At 54.0% G+C, this 20,559-nt stretch carries 18 protein-coding genes and 4 tRNA genes; 13 read left to right on the top strand and 9 right to left on the bottom strand.

What is annotated here, in order from left to right; translation table 11 throughout:
• Positions 1–17: 17 nt before the first annotated feature.
• The gene (locus J0A68_RS12505; protein ID WP_206578540.1) at positions 18–1,619 is read right to left on the bottom strand and encodes an aminopeptidase P N-terminal domain-containing protein; all 1,602 of its coding nucleotides are present in this window, start codon (positions 1,617–1,619) and stop codon (positions 18–20) included.
• Between the two features lie 105 nt (positions 1,620–1,724).
• Here J0A68_RS12505 and pafA point away from each other — a divergent pair, with 105 nt between their 5' ends.
• Positions 1,725–3,359: an alkaline phosphatase PafA gene (pafA, locus tag J0A68_RS12500; protein ID WP_206578539.1), complete on the top strand. Its 1,635-nt coding sequence runs from the start codon at positions 1,725–1,727 to the stop codon at positions 3,357–3,359.
• 352 nt (positions 3,360–3,711) lie between these two features.
• On the opposite strand, the gene J0A68_RS12495 is transcribed toward pafA, so the two are convergent.
• Positions 3,712–4,875 carry a homogentisate 1,2-dioxygenase gene (locus J0A68_RS12495; RefSeq protein WP_206578538.1) on the bottom strand — a complete coding sequence of 388 codons (1,164 nt, stop codon included), beginning with the start codon at positions 4,873–4,875 and terminating at the stop codon, positions 3,712–3,714.
• A gap of 316 nt (positions 4,876–5,191) precedes the next feature.
• Here J0A68_RS12495 and J0A68_RS12490 point away from each other — a divergent pair, with 316 nt between their 5' ends.
• Both J0A68_RS12490 and J0A68_RS12485 read left to right on the top strand, forming a co-directional pair.
• Positions 5,192–5,986, top strand: a complete 795-nt coding sequence (locus tag J0A68_RS12490; RefSeq protein WP_206578537.1) for a glycoside hydrolase family 16 protein — start codon at positions 5,192–5,194, stop codon at positions 5,984–5,986.
• 246 nt (positions 5,987–6,232) lie between these two features.
• Positions 6,233–6,883 (top strand): MCP four helix bundle domain-containing protein, encoded by a 651-nt coding sequence (locus J0A68_RS12485; protein ID WP_206578536.1) that lies wholly within the window; start codon positions 6,233–6,235, stop codon positions 6,881–6,883.
• Here J0A68_RS12485 and J0A68_RS12480 read toward each other — a convergent pair.
• The 5 genes from J0A68_RS12480 to J0A68_RS12460 form a co-directional block, all read right to left on the bottom strand.
• Complete coding sequence (locus J0A68_RS12480) at positions 6,880–7,779, bottom strand: sugar phosphate isomerase/epimerase family protein (RefSeq protein ID WP_206578535.1); 900 nt, start codon at positions 7,777–7,779, stop codon at positions 6,880–6,882. The genes J0A68_RS12485 and J0A68_RS12480 overlap by 4 nt on opposite strands.
• A 61-nt stretch (positions 7,780–7,840) precedes the next feature.
• Entirely contained in the window at positions 7,841–8,395 is a 555-nt protein-coding gene (locus J0A68_RS12475; protein WP_206578583.1) for a gluconate 2-dehydrogenase subunit 3 family protein, read from the bottom strand.
• A gap of 20 nt (positions 8,396–8,415) precedes the next feature.
• The gene (locus tag J0A68_RS12470; protein WP_206578534.1) at positions 8,416–10,095 is read right to left on the bottom strand and encodes an FAD-dependent oxidoreductase; all 1,680 of its coding nucleotides are present in this window, start codon (positions 10,093–10,095) and stop codon (positions 8,416–8,418) included.
• A gap of 26 nt (positions 10,096–10,121) precedes the next feature.
• On the bottom strand, positions 10,122–10,997 hold the full coding sequence (locus tag J0A68_RS12465; RefSeq protein WP_206578533.1) for a hydroxypyruvate isomerase family protein: 876 nt from the start codon (positions 10,995–10,997) through the stop codon (positions 10,122–10,124).
• Between the two features lie 11 nt (positions 10,998–11,008).
• Positions 11,009–12,235 carry a nucleoside permease gene (locus J0A68_RS12460; protein ID WP_206578532.1) on the bottom strand — a complete coding sequence of 409 codons (1,227 nt, stop codon included), beginning with the start codon at positions 12,233–12,235 and terminating at the stop codon, positions 11,009–11,011.
• Between the two features lie 244 nt (positions 12,236–12,479).
• On the opposite strand from J0A68_RS12460, the gene J0A68_RS12455 reads away from it, so the two are divergent.
• The 4 genes from J0A68_RS12455 (at position 12,480) to J0A68_RS12440 (ending at position 16,120) form a co-directional block, all read left to right on the top strand.
• Positions 12,480–13,649, top strand: a complete 1,170-nt coding sequence (locus J0A68_RS12455) for a Gfo/Idh/MocA family protein (RefSeq protein ID WP_206578531.1) — start codon at positions 12,480–12,482, stop codon at positions 13,647–13,649.
• Between the two features lie 88 nt (positions 13,650–13,737).
• Entirely contained in the window at positions 13,738–14,790 is a 1,053-nt protein-coding gene (locus J0A68_RS12450) for a sugar phosphate isomerase/epimerase family protein (RefSeq protein WP_206578530.1), read from the top strand.
• 178 nt (positions 14,791–14,968) lie between these two features.
• Positions 14,969–15,373 (top strand): c-type cytochrome, encoded by a 405-nt coding sequence (locus J0A68_RS12445; protein WP_236025562.1) that lies wholly within the window; start codon positions 14,969–14,971, stop codon positions 15,371–15,373.
• Positions 15,374–15,376: 3 nt separating this feature from the next.
• Complete coding sequence (locus tag J0A68_RS12440; protein WP_206578528.1) at positions 15,377–16,120, top strand: DUF1080 domain-containing protein; 744 nt, start codon at positions 15,377–15,379, stop codon at positions 16,118–16,120.
• Between the two features lie 56 nt (positions 16,121–16,176).
• Here the strand turns inward: J0A68_RS12440 and J0A68_RS12435 are convergent, their stop codons facing one another.
• Complete coding sequence (locus J0A68_RS12435) at positions 16,177–16,761, bottom strand: SH3 domain-containing protein (protein WP_236025561.1); 585 nt, start codon at positions 16,759–16,761, stop codon at positions 16,177–16,179.
• Between the two features lie 275 nt (positions 16,762–17,036).
• Between J0A68_RS12435 and J0A68_RS12430 the strand changes: the two genes are divergently transcribed.
• The 6 genes from J0A68_RS12430 (at position 17,037) to J0A68_RS12405 (ending at position 19,912) form a co-directional block, all read left to right on the top strand.
• A tRNA-Lys gene (locus tag J0A68_RS12430) sits at positions 17,037–17,109 on the top strand.
• 144 nt (positions 17,110–17,253) lie between these two features.
• Positions 17,254–17,327 (top strand) — tRNA-Pro (locus J0A68_RS12425).
• 28 nt (positions 17,328–17,355) lie between these two features.
• Positions 17,356–17,429, top strand: a tRNA-Arg gene (locus J0A68_RS12420).
• A 50-nt stretch (positions 17,430–17,479) separates the two neighbouring features.
• Positions 17,480–17,552, top strand: a tRNA-Lys gene (locus J0A68_RS12415).
• Between the two features lie 113 nt (positions 17,553–17,665).
• A complete protein-coding gene (locus J0A68_RS12410; protein WP_206578526.1) occupies positions 17,666–18,028 on the top strand; it encodes a VOC family protein in 363 nt (120 codons plus the stop codon).
• Positions 18,029–18,184: 156 nt separating this feature from the next.
• Positions 18,185–19,912, top strand: coding sequence for an arylsulfatase (locus J0A68_RS12405; protein WP_206578525.1), 1,728 nt, complete (start codon positions 18,185–18,187; stop codon positions 19,910–19,912).
• A 23-nt stretch (positions 19,913–19,935) separates the two neighbouring features.
• Here the strand turns inward: J0A68_RS12405 and J0A68_RS12400 are convergent, their stop codons facing one another.
• Positions 19,936–20,556: an LON peptidase substrate-binding domain-containing protein gene (locus J0A68_RS12400; RefSeq protein ID WP_206578524.1), complete on the bottom strand. Its 621-nt coding sequence runs from the start codon at positions 20,554–20,556 to the stop codon at positions 19,936–19,938.
• Between the last annotated feature and the right edge of the window lie 3 nt (positions 20,557–20,559).

The raw sequence follows: 20,559 nt of genomic DNA, 5'->3' as shown, positions 1-20,559 counted from the left end.
CCCGCCCAGGCTAGGGGTTATTTCACCTCGGGCAGGGTCCAGTTTTCCAGTGGACTGGACTGCTCCATCATGGCTTCGATAGCCGCTACCGTGCGGGGAGCGTCGGCGGAGAGATTCACCGGGCCATTCGCGGAGACGAGGATGTCGTCCTCGATGCGCACGGCGATGCCCCACCACTTGGGATCGCAATCGCTGCCCTCGGGGATGTAGATGCCCGGCTCCACGGTCAGCACAACGCCTTCCTTGAGCGGGCCATAGCCTCCCCGGTCGTGCACGTCGAGTCCCAAGTGGTGGGAGGTGCCGTGGGGAAAATAGCTATGGCGCGCTCCGGCTTGGATGATGCCCAGCTCCACCAGTCCCTCGTCGATGATCTGTCGGGTGACGCGGCCGATCTCGGAAAACTCCGTTCCGGCCTTGCAGAGCTGGATTCCAGCTTCTTGTGATCGGAGCACGAGCTCGTAGATGGCTTTCTCCTCGGGGTTAAACTTGCCGCTGACCGGAATCGACCGGGTCACGTCGGCGGTATAGCCTCTCCACTCAGCGCCCAGATCCATGAGCAGCAGGCGCTCGTTGACATTTTTGAGGTCGTTTTCGATGTAGTGGAGGATGCATCCGTTGTTGCCGCCGCCGACGATGGAGGGGTAGCCCACGTTTTCAGCCCCGTAGCGCTTGTAGATGAATTCGTGGATGCCCTGGATTTCCCGCTCAGACATACCTTCTTTGGCAGCCTTCATCACTTCGACCTGCCCGATGGCGGAGATCTGCGCGGCCTTGCTGAGCAGGGCGATTTCTTCAGCGGATTTCACCTCGCGGAGCGAGTTGAGGATTTCTTCCAAAGCGATGATGTTCAGTTTGGAGTCGGGGATTTGTGCTTTGATCTGCTGGCGTTTTTCGGGGCTGTCCGCCTCGGCAAAGCCGATGAGCAGGGAGTCGTTTTCCACCTCTGGATAGAAGCGTCGGCTTCTTCCGATGATCTGGGCCACGTTGGCGGAGTTTTCCAGGGGCGTGGCACGGACGAGCTCATACAGCTGCTGGGTGGTGGCGGAGATCCCTGCGGTATAGCCGGACTCGGTCTTAAACTGCCCCAGCATGGCGGCCATCGGTAGGTTGGCGCTGCTTTCTTCGATGTCCTTGCCGAGGTCAAAGGAGAGGATCTTGTCAAACTTGCCCAAGTCCAAGGCAGGGCTTTTTCCAAAAGCCTCGTTCAGAAAGACTTGTTCGAAGCCAAGTTTTTCCTTCGCTCCTTCTACGCCCAGACGCTTTCCGTTCCACATTTCGGCACGGGGATCCCGGTTTTGGACATAGAGGAGCTCGTCGGCAGAGAAGGCGCCGAAATCCCGCGTTTCGCTGAAAACCACCAACACGGCATTGGGCTCCCTCAGCCCGGTAAGGTAGTAGAAATCGGTGTTGGGGTGGTAGATAAAGTCCACGTCGTTGGAGCGGTTTTTCTGGGGATTGGTGAAAATGACCGCCACGCTGTTTGCCGGCATCTGGGCTCTGAGTGCCTGCCTTCTCCCTCGGTGAAAGTCGGCCGAAAGTCCGTCCTCAAAGTAGGACTGGGCTAAAATCGGCGCCGTGAACGTCAATGCCAAAAGGAGGGATAATAGGTGTTTTTTCATCGAATCGCTGTTTTTGCGCATAATCTGCATCCTTTTGGCCATTTAACAAAGTGTTAATGTCTGGATAGGCAGGGTTCTTTATATTTGGGAAAAATATCAATTCCCATGCGAAAATTTTTAGCCATCGCGCTGCTGGCACTCTCCCCGGGCATTTTTGCCCATGCCCAGACCCCAAGTGAAAAACCAAAATTGGTGGTAGGAATCATCGTCGACCAGATGCGTCAAGAGTACCTCTACCGCTTTGCCGATCGCTATACCGAGGGCGGATTCAAGCGGATGATGAAGGAAGGCTTCATGATGACCAATGGTCACTATAACTATGCGCCGACTGTGACTGGTCCTGGCCATACTTCTGTCTATACCGGCACTACCCCGGCGACCCACGGCATTATCAGCAACTCCTGGTACGACCGGAAGTTTAACAAATACATCTATTGTGCGGAGGACAGTACCGTGACCAACGTGGGCGGTACACCCGAAAACGGCCAGATCAGTCCCCGAAACCTGCTCACCACCACTGTCACGGATGAGCTGCGCTTTGCCACCGGCAAGCGGTCTAAGGTAGTGGGTATCGCGATCAAGGACCGTGGCGCCAGCCTTCCGGCCGGTCATACGGGAGATGCCTACTGGTATGATGACGCCAACGGGGACTTCATGACCTCGACGTACTACTATGAAACTTTGCCGCAATGGGTGGCGGATTTCAACGCGAAAAAGGTTCCGGATTCCTATCTCTCCCAAACTTGGGAAACGCTGTTTCCCCTAGACAGCTATGTGAACAGCATCGACGACAACAATGACTTTGAGGGTGTTTTCATAGGGAAAGAGTCGCCTACTTTTCCTTACCAGCTGGATTCGCTTCGTGGACAAAACGGCGGATACGGCCTGATCGCCTCCACGCCTTACGGCAACTCCATGACCTTGGATTTTGCACTCGCGGCCATCGAGGGTGAAAAATTGGGGCAGCGCGGCGTGACCGACTTCCTAGCCGTGAGCTTCTCTTCCCCGGACTACATCGGCCATAGGTTTGGGCCAGCCTCGGTGGAGGTAGAGGACAACTACCTGCGCCTGGACCGGGAGTTTGAGCGCATGTTCAACTACCTGGACAAGGCGTATGGCAAAGGACAATACCTCGTATTTCTCTCCGCAGACCATGCTGTGGCCGATGTGGCGACCTACATGGTAAGCGAAAACGTACCTGCCGGGAACATCAATACCAACTACATCTTTGGACAGATCAGCGGCTATTGCAACGCCAAATACGGTCAGGGCGACTGGATCCTCAAATACACCGGCGACCAGGTATTCCTGAACAGAACGCTGGCAGAAGAGAAGAACGTGGACTTCGTTGCGATGCAGCGAGACCTCGCCAATTTCATGCTTCGCTTCAATGGGATCAAGGAAGTCTATACCGCCGAGGACATGCGCACCCAGCAGTTTACCTATGGCCGGGCGCACCTGCTCCAAATGGGGTACAACCACAAGGCTTCGGGCGACCTGCTGCTGGTGTTTGAGCCAGCCTGGATGGTGGGTGGCGCCAGAGGCACCACGCACGGCTCGCCGTATAACTACGACACCAACGTGCCCATCCTGTTTTTCGGCTGGGGGGTGAAGGCCGGCTCCAGCTCGCGCAAAGCATCCATCACGGACATTGCGCCGACCGTATCTGCCCTGCTCAAGATCAAGTATCCCAACGCAGCGGACGGCGAGCCGATCTTTGAGATCGTGGATGGGAAGTGAGTTTTGCCTGTTGTGTTTAAATAGAACATGAATATCCGCAATCGTGCCAGTCAGCGAATTTGCTTCTTCAATCGGGCCTGTCAGCTCGGGCAGGCTGGAAGACCGATGACCCCGACACGTCGGGCAGGCGAAGACCGAAGTAGGGCAAAGCCCTAATTTTTGCGTTCTTTTGGATTGTCACGGCTTCCTGCCGGCATAAAAGTGGATAATCAATAAATAGAAAAATGGCTGTCAGAAACCCCTGACAGCCATTTTTGGTTTCCCCCTTTTCTTTCGTGGCAAATATGGGTAGCTAGGCTAAGGAATAGAAACGGCATGGGCACGCTTTCGGTCTCCCGACTTCCAGCTTGCCCTACTCCGTCCAGCTCATGGGATACCCTTCGTCCACAAAGTCCAAGGCATCCGTGGTGATGAACAGCGGGCGGTGCGTGTCCAGCATGACGGCGTATTCGTGGGTTTCCTTGGCTCCGATGGATTTTTCGACGGTGCCGGGGTGCGGGCCATGGGGCAAGCCGCCCATATGGATGGTAAAGGAGCCCCGGTCGATTCCCTTTCTGCTCATGAATTCCCCCTCGGCATAGTACAGCACCTCATCCGAGTCGATGTTGGAGTGGTTGTAGGGGGCGGGGATGGCCAGGGGATGGTAGTCAAACAGGCGGGGTACAAAAGAGCAAATCACAAAGCCCCAAGCCTGGAAGGTCTGGTGTACGGGAGGCGGCTGGTGGATGCGGCCGGTGATTGGCTCAAAGTCGTGGATGGAGAGGGCGTAGGGGTAAAGGTAGCCATCCCAGCCCACGATGTCCAAGGGACTGTGGCCGTAGGTGTATTGGTGGAGAAAACCCTGTTTTTTGATCTGGACGAGGTAATCTTTTTTCTCATCCTCGATATGCAGCTCGTGTGGGGGTCGGATGTCGCGTTCGCAATAAGGCGAGTGCTCCAGTAGCTGTCCGATCTCGTTTCGATACCGCTTCACCGTCTCGATAGGTCCAGGGGACTCGATCACCAGCAGTCGCAAAGGCCCTTCTTCGGCAAATTCAAAGCGGTAGATCGTCGTCCTTGGGATGACCACGTAGTCGCCCTTTTTTACCTCCAGCTTGCCAAATTGTGAGTAAAGCACTCCCTCGCCGTCGTGGATGTAGATGATCTCGTCCCCGTCGGCATTTTTGAAGTAAAAATCCATTTTCCGCTTTCGGGGAGCACAGATGCCCATCATCACGTCATTGTTCATCATGAGCATGCGGCGGGCGGAGAGGTAGTCTTCGCCCGTAGTCTCTACTCCAGATGTTTTCAAATGGGTCTGGCGGAGTCCGTGGTCTTTGGCCGCTTCCCATTGGTAGGGGATGGGCTTGCCGATGGACTTGACCTCGTTGGGGTTGTGGATATGGTAGAGGATGGAGTAGATGCCGGAGAATCCCTTGGAGCTGACCAGTTCCTCTTTGTAGAGGCTGCCGTCGGGCTGGCGAAACTGCGTGTGTCGTTTGGGAGGGATCTGTCCCAGTCTGAAGTAGTAGGCCATGATTTTGGGTTTATATATGCAGGGGAAAATTAGGCATTTATTGTTGTGTATTGAAAAATTGGAAGATAGGAAATAGGTATGTCCGCTATTTTACCAGTAAGCGAATTTGCTTCTTCAGTCGGGTCGGAAGACCGAAGACCGAAGTAGGGCAAAACCTGAGATTGGCATTTTTTCGAATAGCCACGATTACCTCCGGGTACAAAAGCGGCAGTTCCTATAAAGGAGATGGAGTATATCCGGTGTATGAAGCCTGATGCCTCCTTCCAGACGCGGGCTTCCGTGAAAGTTTTGTATTTTCCACCTCCCAAAATATCCCATGAAAAAGACCCTGATAATCCTCTTTGCCCAAGTGTGGGCATTTTCCTGCCTAGCGCAAGATCCCCCGAAAGCGGAACTGATTTGGGCGGACGAGTTTGATACCGAAGGCCTACCCGATCCCGACAAGTGGGACTACGATGTGGGCGACCACGGCTGGGGCAACAACGAGCTGGAAGACTACACCCGAGCCGATCTGAAAAACGCAAGGGTGGAAAACGGCCTTCTCATCATCGAAGTGCATGCGGATGCGTCCCGTCCCAAGGGCTATACCTCGGCCAGACTGGTGAGCAAAGGCAAGGCAGCCTGGCAATACGGCTACATCGAGGTCAGGGCAAAACTGCCCCAAGGGCGGGGGACTTGGCCAGCCATCTGGATGCTGCCCGAGGAAAACCGCTTTGGGGGATGGCCAAAAAACGGGGAGATCGACATCATGGAGCATGTGGGCTACGACCCCGGTCGCGTGCATGGCACTGTCCATACCGAGGCCTTCAACCATACCAAAGGTACCCAGAAGGGCGGGCAACGGATGGTCCCGGATTTTTCGTCGGAATTCCACACCTATGCGATAGACTGGACGGAGGAGAAGATCGACTTTTTAATCGACGGCACGAAGTATTTCACCTTCGAAAACACCAGCAAGGGCTATCAGGAATGGCCTTTTGACCAGCCTTTTCACCTCCTGCTCAATATCGCCGTGGGAGGCAACTGGGGTGGAGCAAAGGGCGTAGCTACGGATATTTGGCCGCAGCGCATGGAGGTGGACTACGTGCGGGTGTACAATGAAAAGCCCTGATTATTACAAAAAACCATGATTATCCGCATTCTTGCCGGTATGCGAATTTGCTTCTTCAATCGGGCCGGAAGACCGATGACCGAAGACCGGAGTAGGGCAAAGCCCCAATTTTTGGGGTTTTCGGATTGTCACGGCTGCACACTGGAATAAAAGCGGACAATCTTACAAAAAACAAACAAAAGGGGGCGTTCTTTATTTGTATTCTCTCCGAATGTACCTTATTTAGGATTTGACCTTTCTCTACCCATGCAAGATTCTAGCCTCATACGAAAAAAAGTACGCGCCCTGGTCATCATCGGCATTTTGCTGCTGATGCTCTATGGCAAAAACCTATTGGAGCGCCAGTCTTTCCGGAGCATAGGCAGCGCTTTCACGGAAGTTTACAACGACCGGCTCGTGGTGGAGGGGTATATTTTTAGCATTTCAGACCATCTCTTCCAGATCCAAAAGCTGATCGACCACTGCAACATCGACTACGACTACTCCAAGGTGATCAATGAGATCACCGCACATGAAAACGCGATTTTGGCCACTGTGGAGGATTTTGAAGATACCAAGCTGACCGATCAGGAGGCTTCCTATCTCACGGACTTCAAGGCCATCATCGAAAAGGACCTGGTGATCAAAAACTACGACCTGCTGTACTCCGACTCCTCTGGCGTCAACCGGGAGCAGGTAAAGATCTACGACAAAAAAATCTCTCAAGCCCGGGGCGATCTCCAAAACCTCAGCAACATCCAGATGGCTGAGGGCGAAAAAGTAATCAGCAAAGCCAAAATCCTCATCAACCGATCCCAGATCTGGGCGCAGTTTGAGGTGGCTCTGCTGATTATCCTGGTGGTGGTGATGTTTCTGCTTTTGTTTAGAAAGTCAGAAAGAAACCAAGAAACGTATTAATACTCCAATGCGGAGAGGTATTTGGCGTTGGCTTCGGCCGCTTCCATCGGGGTGCCGGTAGGGAAGCGCTCCTGCTCGACGATGAAGTATTCCATTCCCATATCCTTGGACTGCTTGATCAGATCCGCATAGGGGATCTCGCCCGCACCCAGCAATACGCCCCGCTCGTGGGGATCTCCGGTGCCAGCCTCGGCGTCCTTCACATGGCAAAGTCTGAAGCGACCCGGGTATTTGGCCAAGTACTCGGCCGGATTGATGCCCGCGACATGCACCCAGTAGATGTCCATTTCGAAGTCCACCAGCGCAGGGTCTGTGTTGTCCATCAGGATGTCTTGTCCCAAGGCTCCTTCTTGCGGTACAAAGCTGTAGTCATGGTTGTGGTAGGCAAACCTCAGGCCGTGGGATTTCAGTGTTTCGCCCATTTGGTTAAACTGATCCGCTATTTTCTTGTAGTCATCCAGGGATTTTTGGGCTCCTATCCATGGGCAGATCAGGTATTTTATCCCGACCTCGGCGGCCTGGGCGGCTTGGGCGTCCAGGTTTTCAAATACGTTGGCATGCGAGGCCACCATGCTGGTGCCCGTCTCGGACATCAGGGACTTGAATTCCGCAGGCTGCATGCCCCAGAGGATTCCCTTGCCTCCGTCAAATCCCTCCAGCTGCTTGTAGCCATACCCGGCGAGCGCTCTCATGGTAGCCTGGGCGTCGGTAGCCATGTCTTCTTTCACGGAGTAGAGCTGTATGCCAAAGCTTTCGAGTTTGGACTTGGCGACGGCCTCACCGACTGCCACTTCCCCTTCTTTCTTGGGGGCGGCGCAAAACTGCAGTGGCATGAAGGCCGCTCCTACACCGAGCATGGCTCCCATTTGGATGAATTTTCTTCGTTGGTTTTTCATATTGGTTTGAAATAAAAAGCCTGCCTCGGGTGAGGCAGGCCGGGTTTTACAAAAGGTAGGATTACAGCGCCCAGGCCTTGTCGCCTTTTTTGTAATCGATGCAGCCGTCGAAGCGTCCCGGTACTTCCTCGTAGCGAAGTGCCTGGGTCGCCCCCACTTCAGAGGTGAAGTAGCCGAGTACTGTCAGGTCTTTGAGCATGTTGATCACGATAGGCTCTCGGGCATCGCCGCTGGCTTTGAACTTCTCCTGCATGGCATTGAGGAAGGCCAAGCGCTCTTCGGAGCTTGCTTCCATGAAGTCCTTGCCTTTCTCGGCTTTGAAGTCTTTGCTCAGCGCATTCAGTCCGTCGATGAAGGCTTTTTGCTGGTCGGCATCGTAGCAGTCTTTGACCATCATGACCATGAACTCACCGATTTTGGCAGCCTTGGCGCCCGGGGTGTCCGTGGTGGGGATGATCGTTTCCCCGATTTCATCCAGGAAGGCTAGGTCTTCCGGGGAGAAGTTGAGGTCTTTGAGCTGTCGCTCCGGCGAGCAGCCGGTCAGGATGGCGGAGGCCCCGATCATCGTTCCTCCCATCATCAGGACGACACTTTTCAGCGCGTCTCTTCTATTCATTACAGTCATGTCGTTTCGGATTAGAGGTTCATCTTTTTCAGTTCATCCACTGCGAAAGCCGCTGCGCGGGCAGTCAGCGCCATGTAGGTCAGCGAAGGGTTTTGTGCCGCGGCGGAGGTCATACAGGCTCCGTCGGTCACAAAGACGTTTTTCGCTTCCCACACCTGGTTGTTGCCGTTGAGCACGGAGGTTTTTGGATCGCGTCCCATTCGGGCGGTTCCCATTTCGTGGATACCCTGACCGAAGGTATAGCCGTTGTCGTAGGTGCGGACGTTTTTGAATCCTGCCACTTCCAGCATTTCGGCCATATCAGCCATCATGTCCTTGCGCATCTTGAGCTCGTTGTCCTTGATTTCGGCATTCATCACGAGCGCTTCCATGCCCCATTTGTCCTTCACGGAGTCGGAGAGCTTGATGGTGTTATCGTGGTAGGGGAGGATTTCGCCGAAGGCCGTAAATCCAGCACCCCAAGGTCCCGGCTCGATGAGTGCTTCCTTCATCGGGGCGCCAAAGCCCAGCTCGGCCACGTCTCTGCTCCAGCCGCTGCGGCTTGCCGCACCCTGGTAGCCAAAGCCGCGGATGTAGTCGCGCTTCTCGCCGTTAAGGTTTCTGAATCTTGGGATGTAGAGCCCGGTAGGTCTTCTGCCAAAGTAATATTTGTCGTCGTAACCTTCCATGGTACCTCCGGCACCTAGTCGGAAGTGGTGGTCCATCACGTTGTGGCCCAGCTCACCCGAGGAAGAACCCAGTCCGCCCGGCCAGATGTCGGTGGCAGTTCTCATCAGGATCGCAGTGGAGTTGAACGCCGACGCGCAAAGGAAGACGATCTTGGCATCGTACTCCACGGTTTGGTTGGTTTCCGCATCCAGTACTTCTACGCCTGTCGCCTTTTGGGTGTCTTTGTCGTAGATCAGTCGTCTCACGATAGACCAGGGGCGAAGCGTAAGGTTGCCGGTAGCTTGGGCAGCAGGCAGGGTAGAGGCCTGCGTGCTGAAATATCCCCCAAAAGGACAGCCGAGCGAGCACTTGTTGCGGTACTGGCAGCCTGGGCGACCCGGCAGCGGCTGGGTGATGTTGGCAGGACGGCCGATGGTCCAGGTGCGGGCACCTTTGTAGTGGGCCTTGATCTTTTCGGCAGCGTCTGTTTCCACGCAGTTCATGGGCATGGGTGGCTGGAAATCCCCGTCGGGGAGAATGTCCAGTCCGTCTTTGGAGCCAGATACACCGATGAACTTTTCCACATAGCTATACCATGGGGCGAGGTCGTTGTACCGGATCGGCCAGTCTACCGCGATTCCGTCTTTGGCATTCGCCTCAAAGTCCACATTGGCCCAGCGATAGGACTGTCTGCCCCAGAGCAGGGAGCGTCCTCCGACCTGATAGCCTCTAAACCACGTGAAAGGCTTTTCCTCCACATAGGGGGAGTCGCTCTCGTGTGCCCACCAGTCCAGATTGAGCTCGTTGAGTACATAGTCTCTCCTGAGGTTCGGGTGGTTTTCCAGTTGCTCTTGGGTTCTCCGTCCTCTGTGGGGAATCTCCCAGGGAGCCAGAGTCGCGGATTTATAATCCTTCACGTGCTCGACCATTGGGCCTCTCTCCAGGAGCAGTACTTTGAGCCCCCTTTCCGTCAGCTCCTTAGCAGCCCATCCGCCGCTAATTCCTGACCCAACTACGATTGCGTCATACGCTTCATTTGCCATAAGTATGGGTATTTTGGTTTAATTAGTTACACGTCACAGACCTGCACGGCTTGCGCCAAGGCAGCGATTTTGTCGTCTGATTTAGGGATAAATTCATGGGATACGTAGCCTTTGTATCCGGTGGCCAGGATGGCGCGCATCACGGCCGGATAGTTGATCTCCTGGTTTTCGTCGAGTTCATTTCGTCCCGGGTTACCGGCCGTATGGTAGTGGCCGAAGTATTGGCCATTGGTCTGGATGCTGCGAATGATGTCGCCCTCGTCGATCTGCATGTGGTAGATGTCATAGAGCAGCTTGAAGTTTTCGCTGCCGATCATCTTGCAGAGCTCCACGCCCCAAGGGGAGAGGTCACACATGTAGTCTTTGTGGTTGACCTTGCTGTTGAGCAATTCCATCTGGATGATCACGTTGTGTTTTTCGGCTACCCCGATGATTTTTTTGAGGCCTTCGGCGCAGTTTTTCATCCCTACTTCATCGTCCATGCCGTTGCGGTTTCCGGAGAAGCAGATCAGGTTTTTGTAGCCATACTTGGCGACTTGGGGGATCAGCTCTGTGTAGTTTTTAATCAGTTGCTCGTGGTATTGGGGATCGTTCCAGCCTTTGGGGATGCCGAGCTCGGCGCCGTTGCACATGGAGCATTCCACATCGTGTTTTTTGAGGGTATCCCAGCCGCCCGGTCCCACCAGATCGATGGCGTTGAAGCCGATTTTCTTTACCGCTACGCAGAGCTCGTCCAGGCTCAGCGAGGGCATAGTCCAGGCGCAGACGCCATGCTTGATGTTGCCCTTGAGTTGGAGAGGTGCTTGGTCTTCCTTCCAGTCGAAGGAAGACATGGTACCCATTGCAGCTCCTCCCAGGATCATTTTCTTGAAGGAAGACCTTCTGCTAGAGTCAAAATTCATAGTTAAGGGGTTTATTGGTGAGAGAGTTCTTTTTCTCCTTTGAAAAAAGAGATGAAAAATAGTAAAACCAAAACGGAAATGCCAGCCGGAACCAGCCAAATTGATCTCCAGTCGTGATCTCCGGCAGCATCGAGATAGTAATCGGAAATCTGCCCGGCGGCCCAAAATCCGACCAGCATCCCCAGGCCATAGGTCGCCAGCGTGATCAGGCCCTGGGCGGAGGACTTGAATTCCCCTCCCGCATGTGAGTCGGTATAGATCTGCCCGCTGACAAAGAAGAAATCATAGCACACGCCATGCAGCAGGATGCCTCCCATCAGCATCCAGAGTCCCGAGTCCGCATCACCTAGCGCAAACAGCGTGTAGCGCAGCGCCCAGGCCAGCATCGCCACGATCAAGGTCTTCTTCAGCCCAAAGCGGTAGAAAAAGATCGGGAGCGCCAGCATAAACAAGACCTCGGAGACCTGCCCGAGAGCCATCTTTCCGGTGGAATTTTTGACCCCGATTTCGGTCAGAAAGGGGCTGGCGTTTTGGTAATAGAAAGCCAGCGGGATACATATTAATATGGAGGAGAGAAAAAAGATGGCATAGTTGCGGTCTTTGAGCAGGGCCAGGGCATCCAGTCCAAGCATCCGGGATAGGCTGAAACTCCCGTCGGTTTTGGCCTTCGGAGGCGTGTCCGGAAGCGTCATGCTATACAGGCCCATGGCCAGGGAAACGATGGAGGTCATCAGCCAAGTGTTTTTCAGGAGGCCGGCAGACAAGCCTTCGGGGCTGTCCCAGGAAAAGGCGCTGATCAATATGCCGGCCGTTACCCATCCTATCGTCCCCCAAACCCTCACGGTCGAAAACTGCTTGGCGGGGTTGGTCATTTGGTTGAAAGAAATGGAGTTGACTAGGGCCAGGGTGGGCATGAAGAGGATCATGTACACCAGCAGGAGGGGGAAAAACTCCGAAAAGTCCCCGCTCTGGTACAGTCGGTACATCAGCCAGGATCCGATGAGGTGGATGATGCCCAAAATGCGCTGCGCCTGAAAGTAGCGGTCGGCGATGAGGCCAACGACAAAGGGAGCGATGATGGCCCCAAAAGACTGTGTGGAAAAGGCCAGGGAGACATCCCCGTCGCTGGCGGCCAGGTTGCTGCCCAGAAAGGTGCCCATGGTGACAAACCAGGATCCCCAGATGAAAAACTCCATAAACATCATCAGGGAGAGGCGGAATCGGATCGGAAAAGTCATGGGCAGCCGGAGGGGGTGGGAACGGGAATTTCTTCGCTAAAATTTAGAATTTGTGCTTTTTGCTGTATTTTAAGCATCTCCTTTGAGAATCCTAAGTAAGGGACTGAAAAGTTTTGACAAAGCCATTCATAACTCCTTGTGACAATTGATCATATTAGCCTGTCCTAAGTCCCCGAAACTCCGAAATTTCCATCCAAATCGTATTTTCCAACTCAAATAACCTGATAAACTAATCTTTTGACCGATGTCAACAGCTAAAAAATTGAAACTGGGTCTCATAGGCGGAGGCCCGGGTTCCTTCATCGGTGCCATCCACCTCAACGGCGCACTGATGGACGGAATGTTTGAACTGGTCTGCGGAGCCTTCAGCTCCAATCCGGCCAAGTCCAAGCAACGCGGCGAGGAGCTCATGCTCGACCCCACACGGGTCTATGGCTCTTACGACGAAATGTATGAGAAAGAATCCCAGCTGCCGGAGGGACAGCGCATGGATGTGGTGGCCATCGTGACGCCAAACAACGTGCACTTTGACCCTACCGTGAAGGCGCTGAAATACGGTTTTCACGTAGCCTTGGACAAGCCGCTGACTCTCAACTACCAGGAGGCAAAGGATCTTTACCATGCGGTCAAAAACTCCGACAGGCGTTTTCTCCTGACCCATACCTACTCCGGCTACCCCATGATCAAGCAGGCCAAGCAGATGATCGCCGATGGCGAAATCGGCAAAGTACGCAAGGTCTATGTGGAGTATCCACAGGGCTGGCTGTACAAGCTGCTCGAAACGGAGAACAACAAGCAGGCGGAATGGCGGACAGATCCGGCCAGAAACGGCCTCGCGGGATGCATGGGCGACATCGGTACCCATGCCTTTCACATGGCCGAATACATCACCGGGGAAAAAGTATCCCAGCTCTGCGCCGATCTTTACATCAAGATCGAGGGCCGTCCGATTGACGACGATGGGGTGGTTTTGCTCCGCTTCGAAAATGGCGCCTCCGGCGTGCTCATGGCTTCACAGACTGACACCGGCTGCGAAAACAACCTCAAAGTGCGGGTCTATGGAGAAAAAGGCGGCCTGGAATGGGAGCAGGAGCTCAACAATTCCCTGACGGTCCGTTTTCCGGGAGAGCCTGCGAGAATCTACCGGGCCGGTACCGGCTACTTGGGCTCTTTGGCCCAGGAAAATACCCGTACACCGGCAGGACACCCCGAGGGCTATGTGGAGGCTTTTGCCAACCTATACCGCAACTTTGCCCGCTGTATCTACGCAGACCGGGAGGGACAGACCCCCAAGTGGGAGTGGGAAGACTATCCAGGCATCGAAGACGGCATCCGTGGGATGGCTTTCATCGAGCATGTACTGGCGAGCACCAAGTCCGAGACAAAATGGACTCCTTTCGTCGTAGAGAAATAATTTTTGCAACACTCAAGCCCAAAGGCAGTCTTGCAGGACGGTTGAAGTCCATAGCCAGATTGTCGATAAAAAACCAAATTGTAACTATATGAAAACTATCAAAGGCCCTGCAATCTTTTTGGCACAGTTTGCCGATGACAAAGCCCCCTTCAACAACCTGAAAAACATCAGCCAGTACATGGCTGACTTAGGGTATAAAGGGATCCAGATCCCCAGCTGGGATGCCCGTATGATCGACTTGCAAAAGGCCGCCGAGAGCAAGACCTATGCGGATGAGATCAAGGGGATCGTGGCCGACGCGGGCCTGGAGATTACCGAGCTTTCTACCCACCTGCAAGGCCAGCTGGTGGCGGTGCATCCTGCCTACAACGAGCTGTTTGACGGCTTTGCCCCCGCCAATCTGAAAGGCGACCTCAAAGGCAAATCCGAATGGGCCACCCAGCAGCTGATGTATGGGGCCAAGGCCTCGGCCAATCTGGGCCTGAAGGCCCATGCGACCTTCTCCGGCGCGCTGATGTGGCATACGGTATATCCATGGCCACAGCGCCCAGCAGGACTGGTGGATACCGGTTTTGGAGAGCTGGCCAAGCGCTGGCTGCCGATCCTCGACGAATTTGACAAGCACGGCGTCGATGTGTGCTACGAATTGCATCCCGGGGAGGACCTGCACGACGGGATTTCTTTCGAGATGTTTCTGGACAAAGTAGGCGGCCACAAGCGCGCCAACATCCTCTATGATCCGAGCCACTTTGTACTGCAGTGCCTAGACTACCTGCAGTTTATCGACTTTTACCACGAGCGTATCAAAGCCTTCCACGTAAAGGATGCCGAGTTTAACCCTACCGGAAAGCAAGGCGTGTACGGAGGATTCCAGGGCTGGGTAGAGCGAGCGGGCCGTTTTAGATCCCTGGGCGATGGCCAAGTGGACTTTGCTGGCATCTTCAGCAAGCTTTCGCAGTACGACTACGACGGCTGGGCGGTACTGGAGTGGGAGTGCGCCATCAAGCATCCTGAGCAGGGTGCCGCAGAGGGTGCGCCGTTTATCGACAGCCACCTCATCCGGGTCACCGAGAAGGCCTTTGACGACTTCGCAGGTGTGGGTGCAGACGAGGCGTTCAACAGAAAGATCCTCGGAATTTGATTGCCCCTGCAAAAAAATAGTAAAATTGTCCTGTCGATGCGCTGACTTCCCTGCCGGAAGGGCTGAGCTTCCAAAGGCCCAAGGCAAGAAGTAGTTCCGTGGATCGGCAAAACCCAATTATTCAATTCAAAAACCAAGTACAAAACCTAGAAACCAACAAATGAGAAAGCGCAATTTAATGTTCGCAATAATCGCAGGTCTGGCATTTGCGTGCGGAGGAGGAGAAAAGGCGGCAGAGTCTAGTGAGGCCGCGGCGCCAGCGACTGAGGCAGCTGCCCCAGCACCGGAGATGAGCCTGGAAGACAAATACAAGGACGATCCCATCTACATCAAAGGCATCGAAAAAGTGAAGAACTCCGACTGTGCCACTTGCCACATGATCGACCGCAAGATCATCGGTCCATCCTACGCGGATATCGCGGCCAAGTATGAGAGCACCGAGGAAAACGTGAGCATGCTGGCCGCCAAGGTGCTCGCTGGCGGTGCCGGCGTATGGGGTGAAGTGATGATGTCCCCGCACCCTGCGCTCAGTGAAGAGGATGCCAAGGACATGGTACGATACATCCTGCTTCTCAAAAAATAAGCAATGCGAAAAACATATCTATCGATGATAGCGGCGGCGGGGATTCTCGCCGCTTGCTCTTCTCCCAAAACAGAAGAAGCCGCAGCGGAAGACTCTACGGCTGTAGTCGCCGCGCCTGCCGAGGAGTGGATCTCCCTTTTTGATGGCCAGACACTCAATGGCTGGTCCAAGTATGGTGGAGGAGAAGTAGGCAAGGGCTGGAAGGTGGAAAACGGCGAGTTTTTCCTCGACGCAGCCAATAAGGCCAATTGGGCGGATGGAGACGGTGGCGACATCGTGACCAATGAGGAGTACGAAAACTTTCATTTCAAGACGGAATGGAAAATCTCCCAGAATGGCAACAGCGGCATCATCTTCTTGGTGCATGAGTCGCCGGAGTTTGAGCGTACCTATCAGACCGGTCTGGAGATGCAGGTCTTGGACAACGACGGCCATCCTGACGGCAAGATCATCAGCCACCGCGCCGGAGATCTCTATGACCTGATCATCAGCAGCCAGGAAATGGCCAAGCCGGTCGGGGAATGGAACCAAGCCGAGGTGATCGTCAACCAAGGCAAACTGGATCTTATCCTGAACGGGGTGACCGTCGTCTCTACCACGCTCTGGACACCGGAGTGGGAAGCGCTGGTCGCCGACAGCAAGTTTAAGGACATGCCGGGCTTTGGGAAATACAAAAAGGGCAAGATCGCCCTGCAAGACCACGGAGATGTGGTTCACTACCGAAACGTGATGATCAAAAAACTTTAAACGAAAGAAGCCCCGAAATCCGGGGCTTCTTTCGTTTTTGGGGTGCTCGGGTTGTGCTAGAGTCTTGTGACGTTGTCCTTGCGGATGTAGGCCGTCTTCTCTTTCCATTCTACCTCGTACCAGATATCCTTGGAGGCCCGTATTTTGACCCGATGACCGGGCTCTACGAGATCCACCAGTTCTCCGCCTGCGCTGGGCTGGGATACGATCAGCGTGGGGCTGTTGGTGACCAGCGCGGCGTTTTGGGCTTTGAGGAAGTTGTTGGTGGCAAAGATGAGCGTAATCAGGATCACCGAGGGCCAATAGAACCTTGCCTCTGTCAGCTTGTTGCCTTTGGACCAAAGGAAAATCAGCGAAATGATTAGGAAGAGCGTGAGTGCCCCCACGATAATTTCCTTAAACTCCACCAGAAAGAGGACGAAGCGCATTCCGTCGCTGACCTGATAGCCTACCAATTCGGATTGGCCGGTCAGACTCTTGATTTTGGTGATGGTCTGCGGATTTGGGCTGAGGTCGTAGTACTTGGAGAGGTAAAGGGTGGCGTTTTCCTTGTCTCCGATTCCCTCAGAAATGAAGGCCATTTTCAGCAGCATCGAAGGCGAATAGATTCCCAGCTGGTAGTTGGTCTGGTAGATTTCCATGGCTTCTTTGTAGCTTCTTTGCTGAAACAAAGAATCTGCTACCAGAAGTTGCGGTACATTGGCCTGACAATGAATACTTTGTAAAAACAGGAGAAAAAATATAGAAAGTTTTGTCAGAAAGATTGATTTGAGGCTTGGCATTTAGAAATCAGAGTCATAAATTTGCAGTCCAATTACGGCAATGATCTGGCAAAAAGCAAGGCCAGGAAGCCAAATTGGAAGATTTAAGATTTGAGAAAAAGGGCTAAAAAGTAGCCCTGAATAGATAAAGGTCCGATTCCGTAGCTCAGCTGGTAGAGCAATACACTTTTAATGTATGGGTCCTGGGTTCGAGCCCCAGCGGGATCACAAGTTTACTCGCAAGGAGTGAAAAAGTAAAGTTTCGGGGTGTAGCGTAGCCCGGTATCTCGTCCCGATAGGAATCGGGAAGTCCGTAGGTTCGAATCCCTCAATTGGCAAACGTGTCGGTTGGAAAAATTCTTAAAAAAGTTTCGGGGTGTAGCGTAGCCCGGTATCGCGCCACATTTGGGATGTGGAGGTCGTAGGTTCGAATCCTGCCACCCCGACTTAATTTTGACTAGAGATAGTCGTCCAGGTCCGCTAGCTCAGCTGGATAGAGCAACTGCCTTCTAAGCAGTAGGTCTTAGGTTCGAATCCTAAGCGGATCACAAAAAAAAAATGAGCGGAATTACGTTCCGCTTTTTGTTTGTAGAAATTGGATTCCGTAGCTCAGCTGGTAGAGCAATACACTTTTAATGTATGGGTCCTGGGTTCGAGCCCCAGCGGGATCACAAAAGCAGATCGATAGGTCTGCTTTTTTGTTTTTAGCCCTATAGGAGAAGCCACGTTTGCGGGAAGCGGATTCTGTGCTAGTTTTGGAAACTCTCACTTTTCAAGAGTTGCCATGATAGATTTTAAGCGAATAGACCATGTCCTGATCTGTATTCCCTTGGGGGCGAGGGATGATGCCCGGAGTTTTTACGGGGAGACGCTCAAGCTGCGGGAGATCCCCGGGGACCATCCCAATGGTGCGCTTTGGTTTGCGATGGGAGACGCTGAGCTCCACGTGCGGGAGGAAGATCTATCGCCAGTCCAGTCCGGCAGGCATCCGGCTTTTGAGGTGGGTGATCTGGAAGGGGCTAAGGAGTTTCTGAAAACGCAGGGGATCGACGTGGCTTTTTCTTCGCTCATTGAAGGAAGGGATCGCTGCTTTTTTCGCGACCCTTGGGGCAATCGATTTGAGTTGATCGAGTTCGGATTGAAGTAGCCTAGGGCTTAGGTCGGTAGGCGTTTGGCATACCAGATCTGTGGGCGTATATTTTGAGTCTTTTTTGATACTATGGGGAAAAATCATCAGCCCGTTTCGCATCGGGTCCTATGCTTGTTTTTTGGTGTTTGCCTTTTCGCACTACTGCCGTGGCAGGTGACAAAGGCGGACTCCATTCCGCAAAAGGAGCGCCCAGGCCAAGGCCCGAACATCATCCTAATCCTCACCGACGACCAGGGCTGGGGAGACCTCAGTATCTCCGGCAATCCCGCCGTGGCTACCCCAAATCTGGATCGCTTGGCACAAAATGGGGTTTCCTTCGAGAGGTTTTACGTCAGTACCGTCTGCTCGCCCACCCGTGCGGAGCTGCTCACTGGGCGGCATCATTTCCGCTCGGGCGTGTATTCCACTTCTGAGGGAGGAGAGCGCATGGATCTCGACGAAGTCACCCTTGCCGATGTGCTGGGAAGGGCGGGATACCGTACCGCCGGATTTGGCAAGTGGCACAGCGGGGCGCAGTTTCCCTACCATCCCAATGGCCGGGGGTTCGAGGAGTTTTACGGGTTTTGCTCGGGGCATTGGGGCAACTATTTTGACGCCATGCTGGAGCACAATGGGAAGATTGTCGAGGGAGAGGGCTTTATCATCGATCACCTGACAGACAAGGCCATCGGTTTTGTGGAGGAGAATTCGGAAGCTCCCTTTTTCCTCTATCTTCCCTACAATACGCCCCACAGTCCCATGCAGGTGCCTTTGCCTTATTGGGAGCGCTTTCGGGATAAGCCGCTGCCGGCCCACCGCTATACTGAGCAAGAGGACCAAGGACATACCCGCGCCGCCCTGGCCATGGTCGAGAATATCGATTGGAACGTGGGGAGGCTGATAGAAAGTGTCCGAGAGGCGGGTCTTTTGGATGACACGATCATCCTTTTCCTTTCTGACAATGGCCCAAACGGCTACCGATGGAATGGCGGACTGAAGGGAAAGAAAGGCTCTGTGGACGAGGGGGGAGTGAGAAGTCCCCTTTTTGTGCAGTGGGCTGGAAAGATCGAGGCGGGCAAAACAGTGTCCCAAGTCACGAGTGCGATGGATCTATTCCCAACCCTCCTTTCGCTCGCCGGGATAAAGTACGTCCCCGAGAAGCCGCTGGATGGCAAGGACCTGAGTCCGCTCATCCTGCAAGCCGGAGCCCCTTGGCCGGATCGCTATGTTTTCTCCTACTGGGAGAAAAAGGCAAGCCTGAGAAATGAGGCCTTCCTCCTGGATGAAAAAGACCAGCTTTTTGACCTGCGCATCGATCCCGGCCAAAATCAGGTGGTTTCCGGCCAGTTTCCGAAAGTGCTTGCCGAGATGAAGGAGGTAAAGCAGCGTCATCTTGCGGAGGTCGCGCTGGAACTGCCGCAGGAGGATACGCGAAGTTTTCCCTTGGGACACCCCGAGTTCAAGCATAACCAGCTGCCGGCCCGGGACGCCGTGGCGCATGGTAACATCCAGCGCTCCAACCGCTTTCCCAACAGCTCTTACTTTACCAACTGGACTTCTGTCGGCGACAGCTTGACGTGGGAGGTGGAAGTGCTTGCCGATGGACAGTTTGAGGTGGAGATCTACTACACCTGCGAGAAAGAGGCCGTGGGCTCCACCCTAAGCCTGCGCATGGGCGATGATGTGCTGGAAGGGAAGGTGGTCGCTCCCTTCACTCCCCAGCTGGTGGGTGCCGAGGAGGATCGGGTGCCGAGGCAGGAGTCCTATGAGCAGAAGTGGGGAAAGATGAGTCTGGGCAAAATCAGCCTGTCCAAAGGCAGCGGCAAGCTGTCGCTGAAAGCCCTGCAAATCCCAAAGGGAAAAGTGATGGACTTTCGCTTGATGACCCTGACGCGTATCTGACAAGGTTTGGCTCTAGCCGATTTCTAAAAATTCAATGGGTCTAGGTGCTTGAAATGGCCGTTCAGCTTGATTTTTTCCCGGGCTTGTTCCACGGCTTTGATGACCGGGATCATCCGCTTGAAATGTCTGATCAGAAACTCCGTTCGTGCGCTTTCCGATCCCATCTGTAGCAGTTCCAGCTCCTCTTCAAGCTTCAGCCCCAGCTTGTGTGCAAACGTGTAGGAGTTAGCCTTGCCAGGATCAAATTCCCCCTGGAAGTTGAGCAAACGGAGCATCTCCTTGAGGTAAAAAACAAACTCATGATGGAGGAAGTCCGGTATCTTGGGATCGTCGCCGAGGAAGGAGACCGTGCCACCGGCATAGAGCTTGTCCTTCATCGGGTTGTCAAAACTCAGGATACGGAAGGCCCGCAGGCCACGGGGCCGGATGTCCAGTCGCCCATCGTCGTAGCGCTTGTTGATTTTTTCCAAGGCTACCTCGGTGCCAAAACTGCTCAGCTTATCCAAGTAAACGCAGATCCCAAAAGTGCCGCCGCTTTGCTCGATGTCGGAGAGCAGTTCCTTGTAGCGCGGTTCGAAGATGTGGAGGTTGAGCTCCTCTCCGGGAAAGGCGACGAGTTTCAGGGGAAAGAAAGGCAGATACATGAT

The organism is Algoriphagus oliviformis (assembly GCF_017254915.1).
GTDB classification, from domain to species: Bacteria; Bacteroidota; Bacteroidia; order Cytophagales; family Cyclobacteriaceae; genus Algoriphagus; species Algoriphagus oliviformis.
The sequence above is the reverse complement of the archived record's forward strand: the minus strand, read 5'-3'. Positions and strand labels throughout refer to the sequence as shown.

Coding starts and splice junctions, on each gene's coding strand:
- J0A68_RS12505 (WP_206578540.1), bottom strand. CDS start 1,619: ATGAAAAAACACCTATTATCCCTCCTTTTGGCATTGACGTTCACGGCG.
- pafA (WP_206578539.1), top strand. CDS start 1,725: ATGCGAAAATTTTTAGCCATCGCGCTGCTGGCACTCTCCCCGGGCATT.
- J0A68_RS12495 (WP_206578538.1), bottom strand. CDS start 4,875: ATGGCCTACTACTTCAGACTGGGACAGATCCCTCCCAAACGACACACG.
- J0A68_RS12490 (WP_206578537.1), top strand. CDS start 5,192: ATGAAAAAGACCCTGATAATCCTCTTTGCCCAAGTGTGGGCATTTTCC.
- J0A68_RS12485 (WP_206578536.1), top strand. CDS start 6,233: ATGCAAGATTCTAGCCTCATACGAAAAAAAGTACGCGCCCTGGTCATC.
- J0A68_RS12480 (WP_206578535.1), bottom strand. CDS start 7,779: ATGAAAAACCAACGAAGAAAATTCATCCAAATGGGAGCCATGCTCGGT.
- J0A68_RS12475 (WP_206578583.1), bottom strand. CDS start 8,395: ATGAATAGAAGAGACGCGCTGAAAAGTGTCGTCCTGATGATGGGAGGA.
- J0A68_RS12470 (WP_206578534.1), bottom strand. CDS start 10,095: ATGGCAAATGAAGCGTATGACGCAATCGTAGTTGGGTCAGGAATTAGC.
- J0A68_RS12465 (WP_206578533.1), bottom strand. CDS start 10,997: ATGAATTTTGACTCTAGCAGAAGGTCTTCCTTCAAGAAAATGATCCTG.
- J0A68_RS12460 (WP_206578532.1), bottom strand. CDS start 12,235: ATGACTTTTCCGATCCGATTCCGCCTCTCCCTGATGATGTTTATGGAG.
- J0A68_RS12455 (WP_206578531.1), top strand. CDS start 12,480: ATGTCAACAGCTAAAAAATTGAAACTGGGTCTCATAGGCGGAGGCCCG.
- J0A68_RS12450 (WP_206578530.1), top strand. CDS start 13,738: ATGAAAACTATCAAAGGCCCTGCAATCTTTTTGGCACAGTTTGCCGAT.
- J0A68_RS12445 (WP_236025562.1), top strand. CDS start 14,969: ATGTTCGCAATAATCGCAGGTCTGGCATTTGCGTGCGGAGGAGGAGAA.
- J0A68_RS12440 (WP_206578528.1), top strand. CDS start 15,377: ATGCGAAAAACATATCTATCGATGATAGCGGCGGCGGGGATTCTCGCC.
- J0A68_RS12435 (WP_236025561.1), bottom strand. CDS start 16,761: ATGGAAATCTACCAGACCAACTACCAGCTGGGAATCTATTCGCCTTCG.
- J0A68_RS12410 (WP_206578526.1), top strand. CDS start 17,666: ATGATAGATTTTAAGCGAATAGACCATGTCCTGATCTGTATTCCCTTG.
- J0A68_RS12400 (WP_206578524.1), bottom strand. CDS start 20,556: ATGTATCTGCCTTTCTTTCCCCTGAAACTCGTCGCCTTTCCCGGAGAG.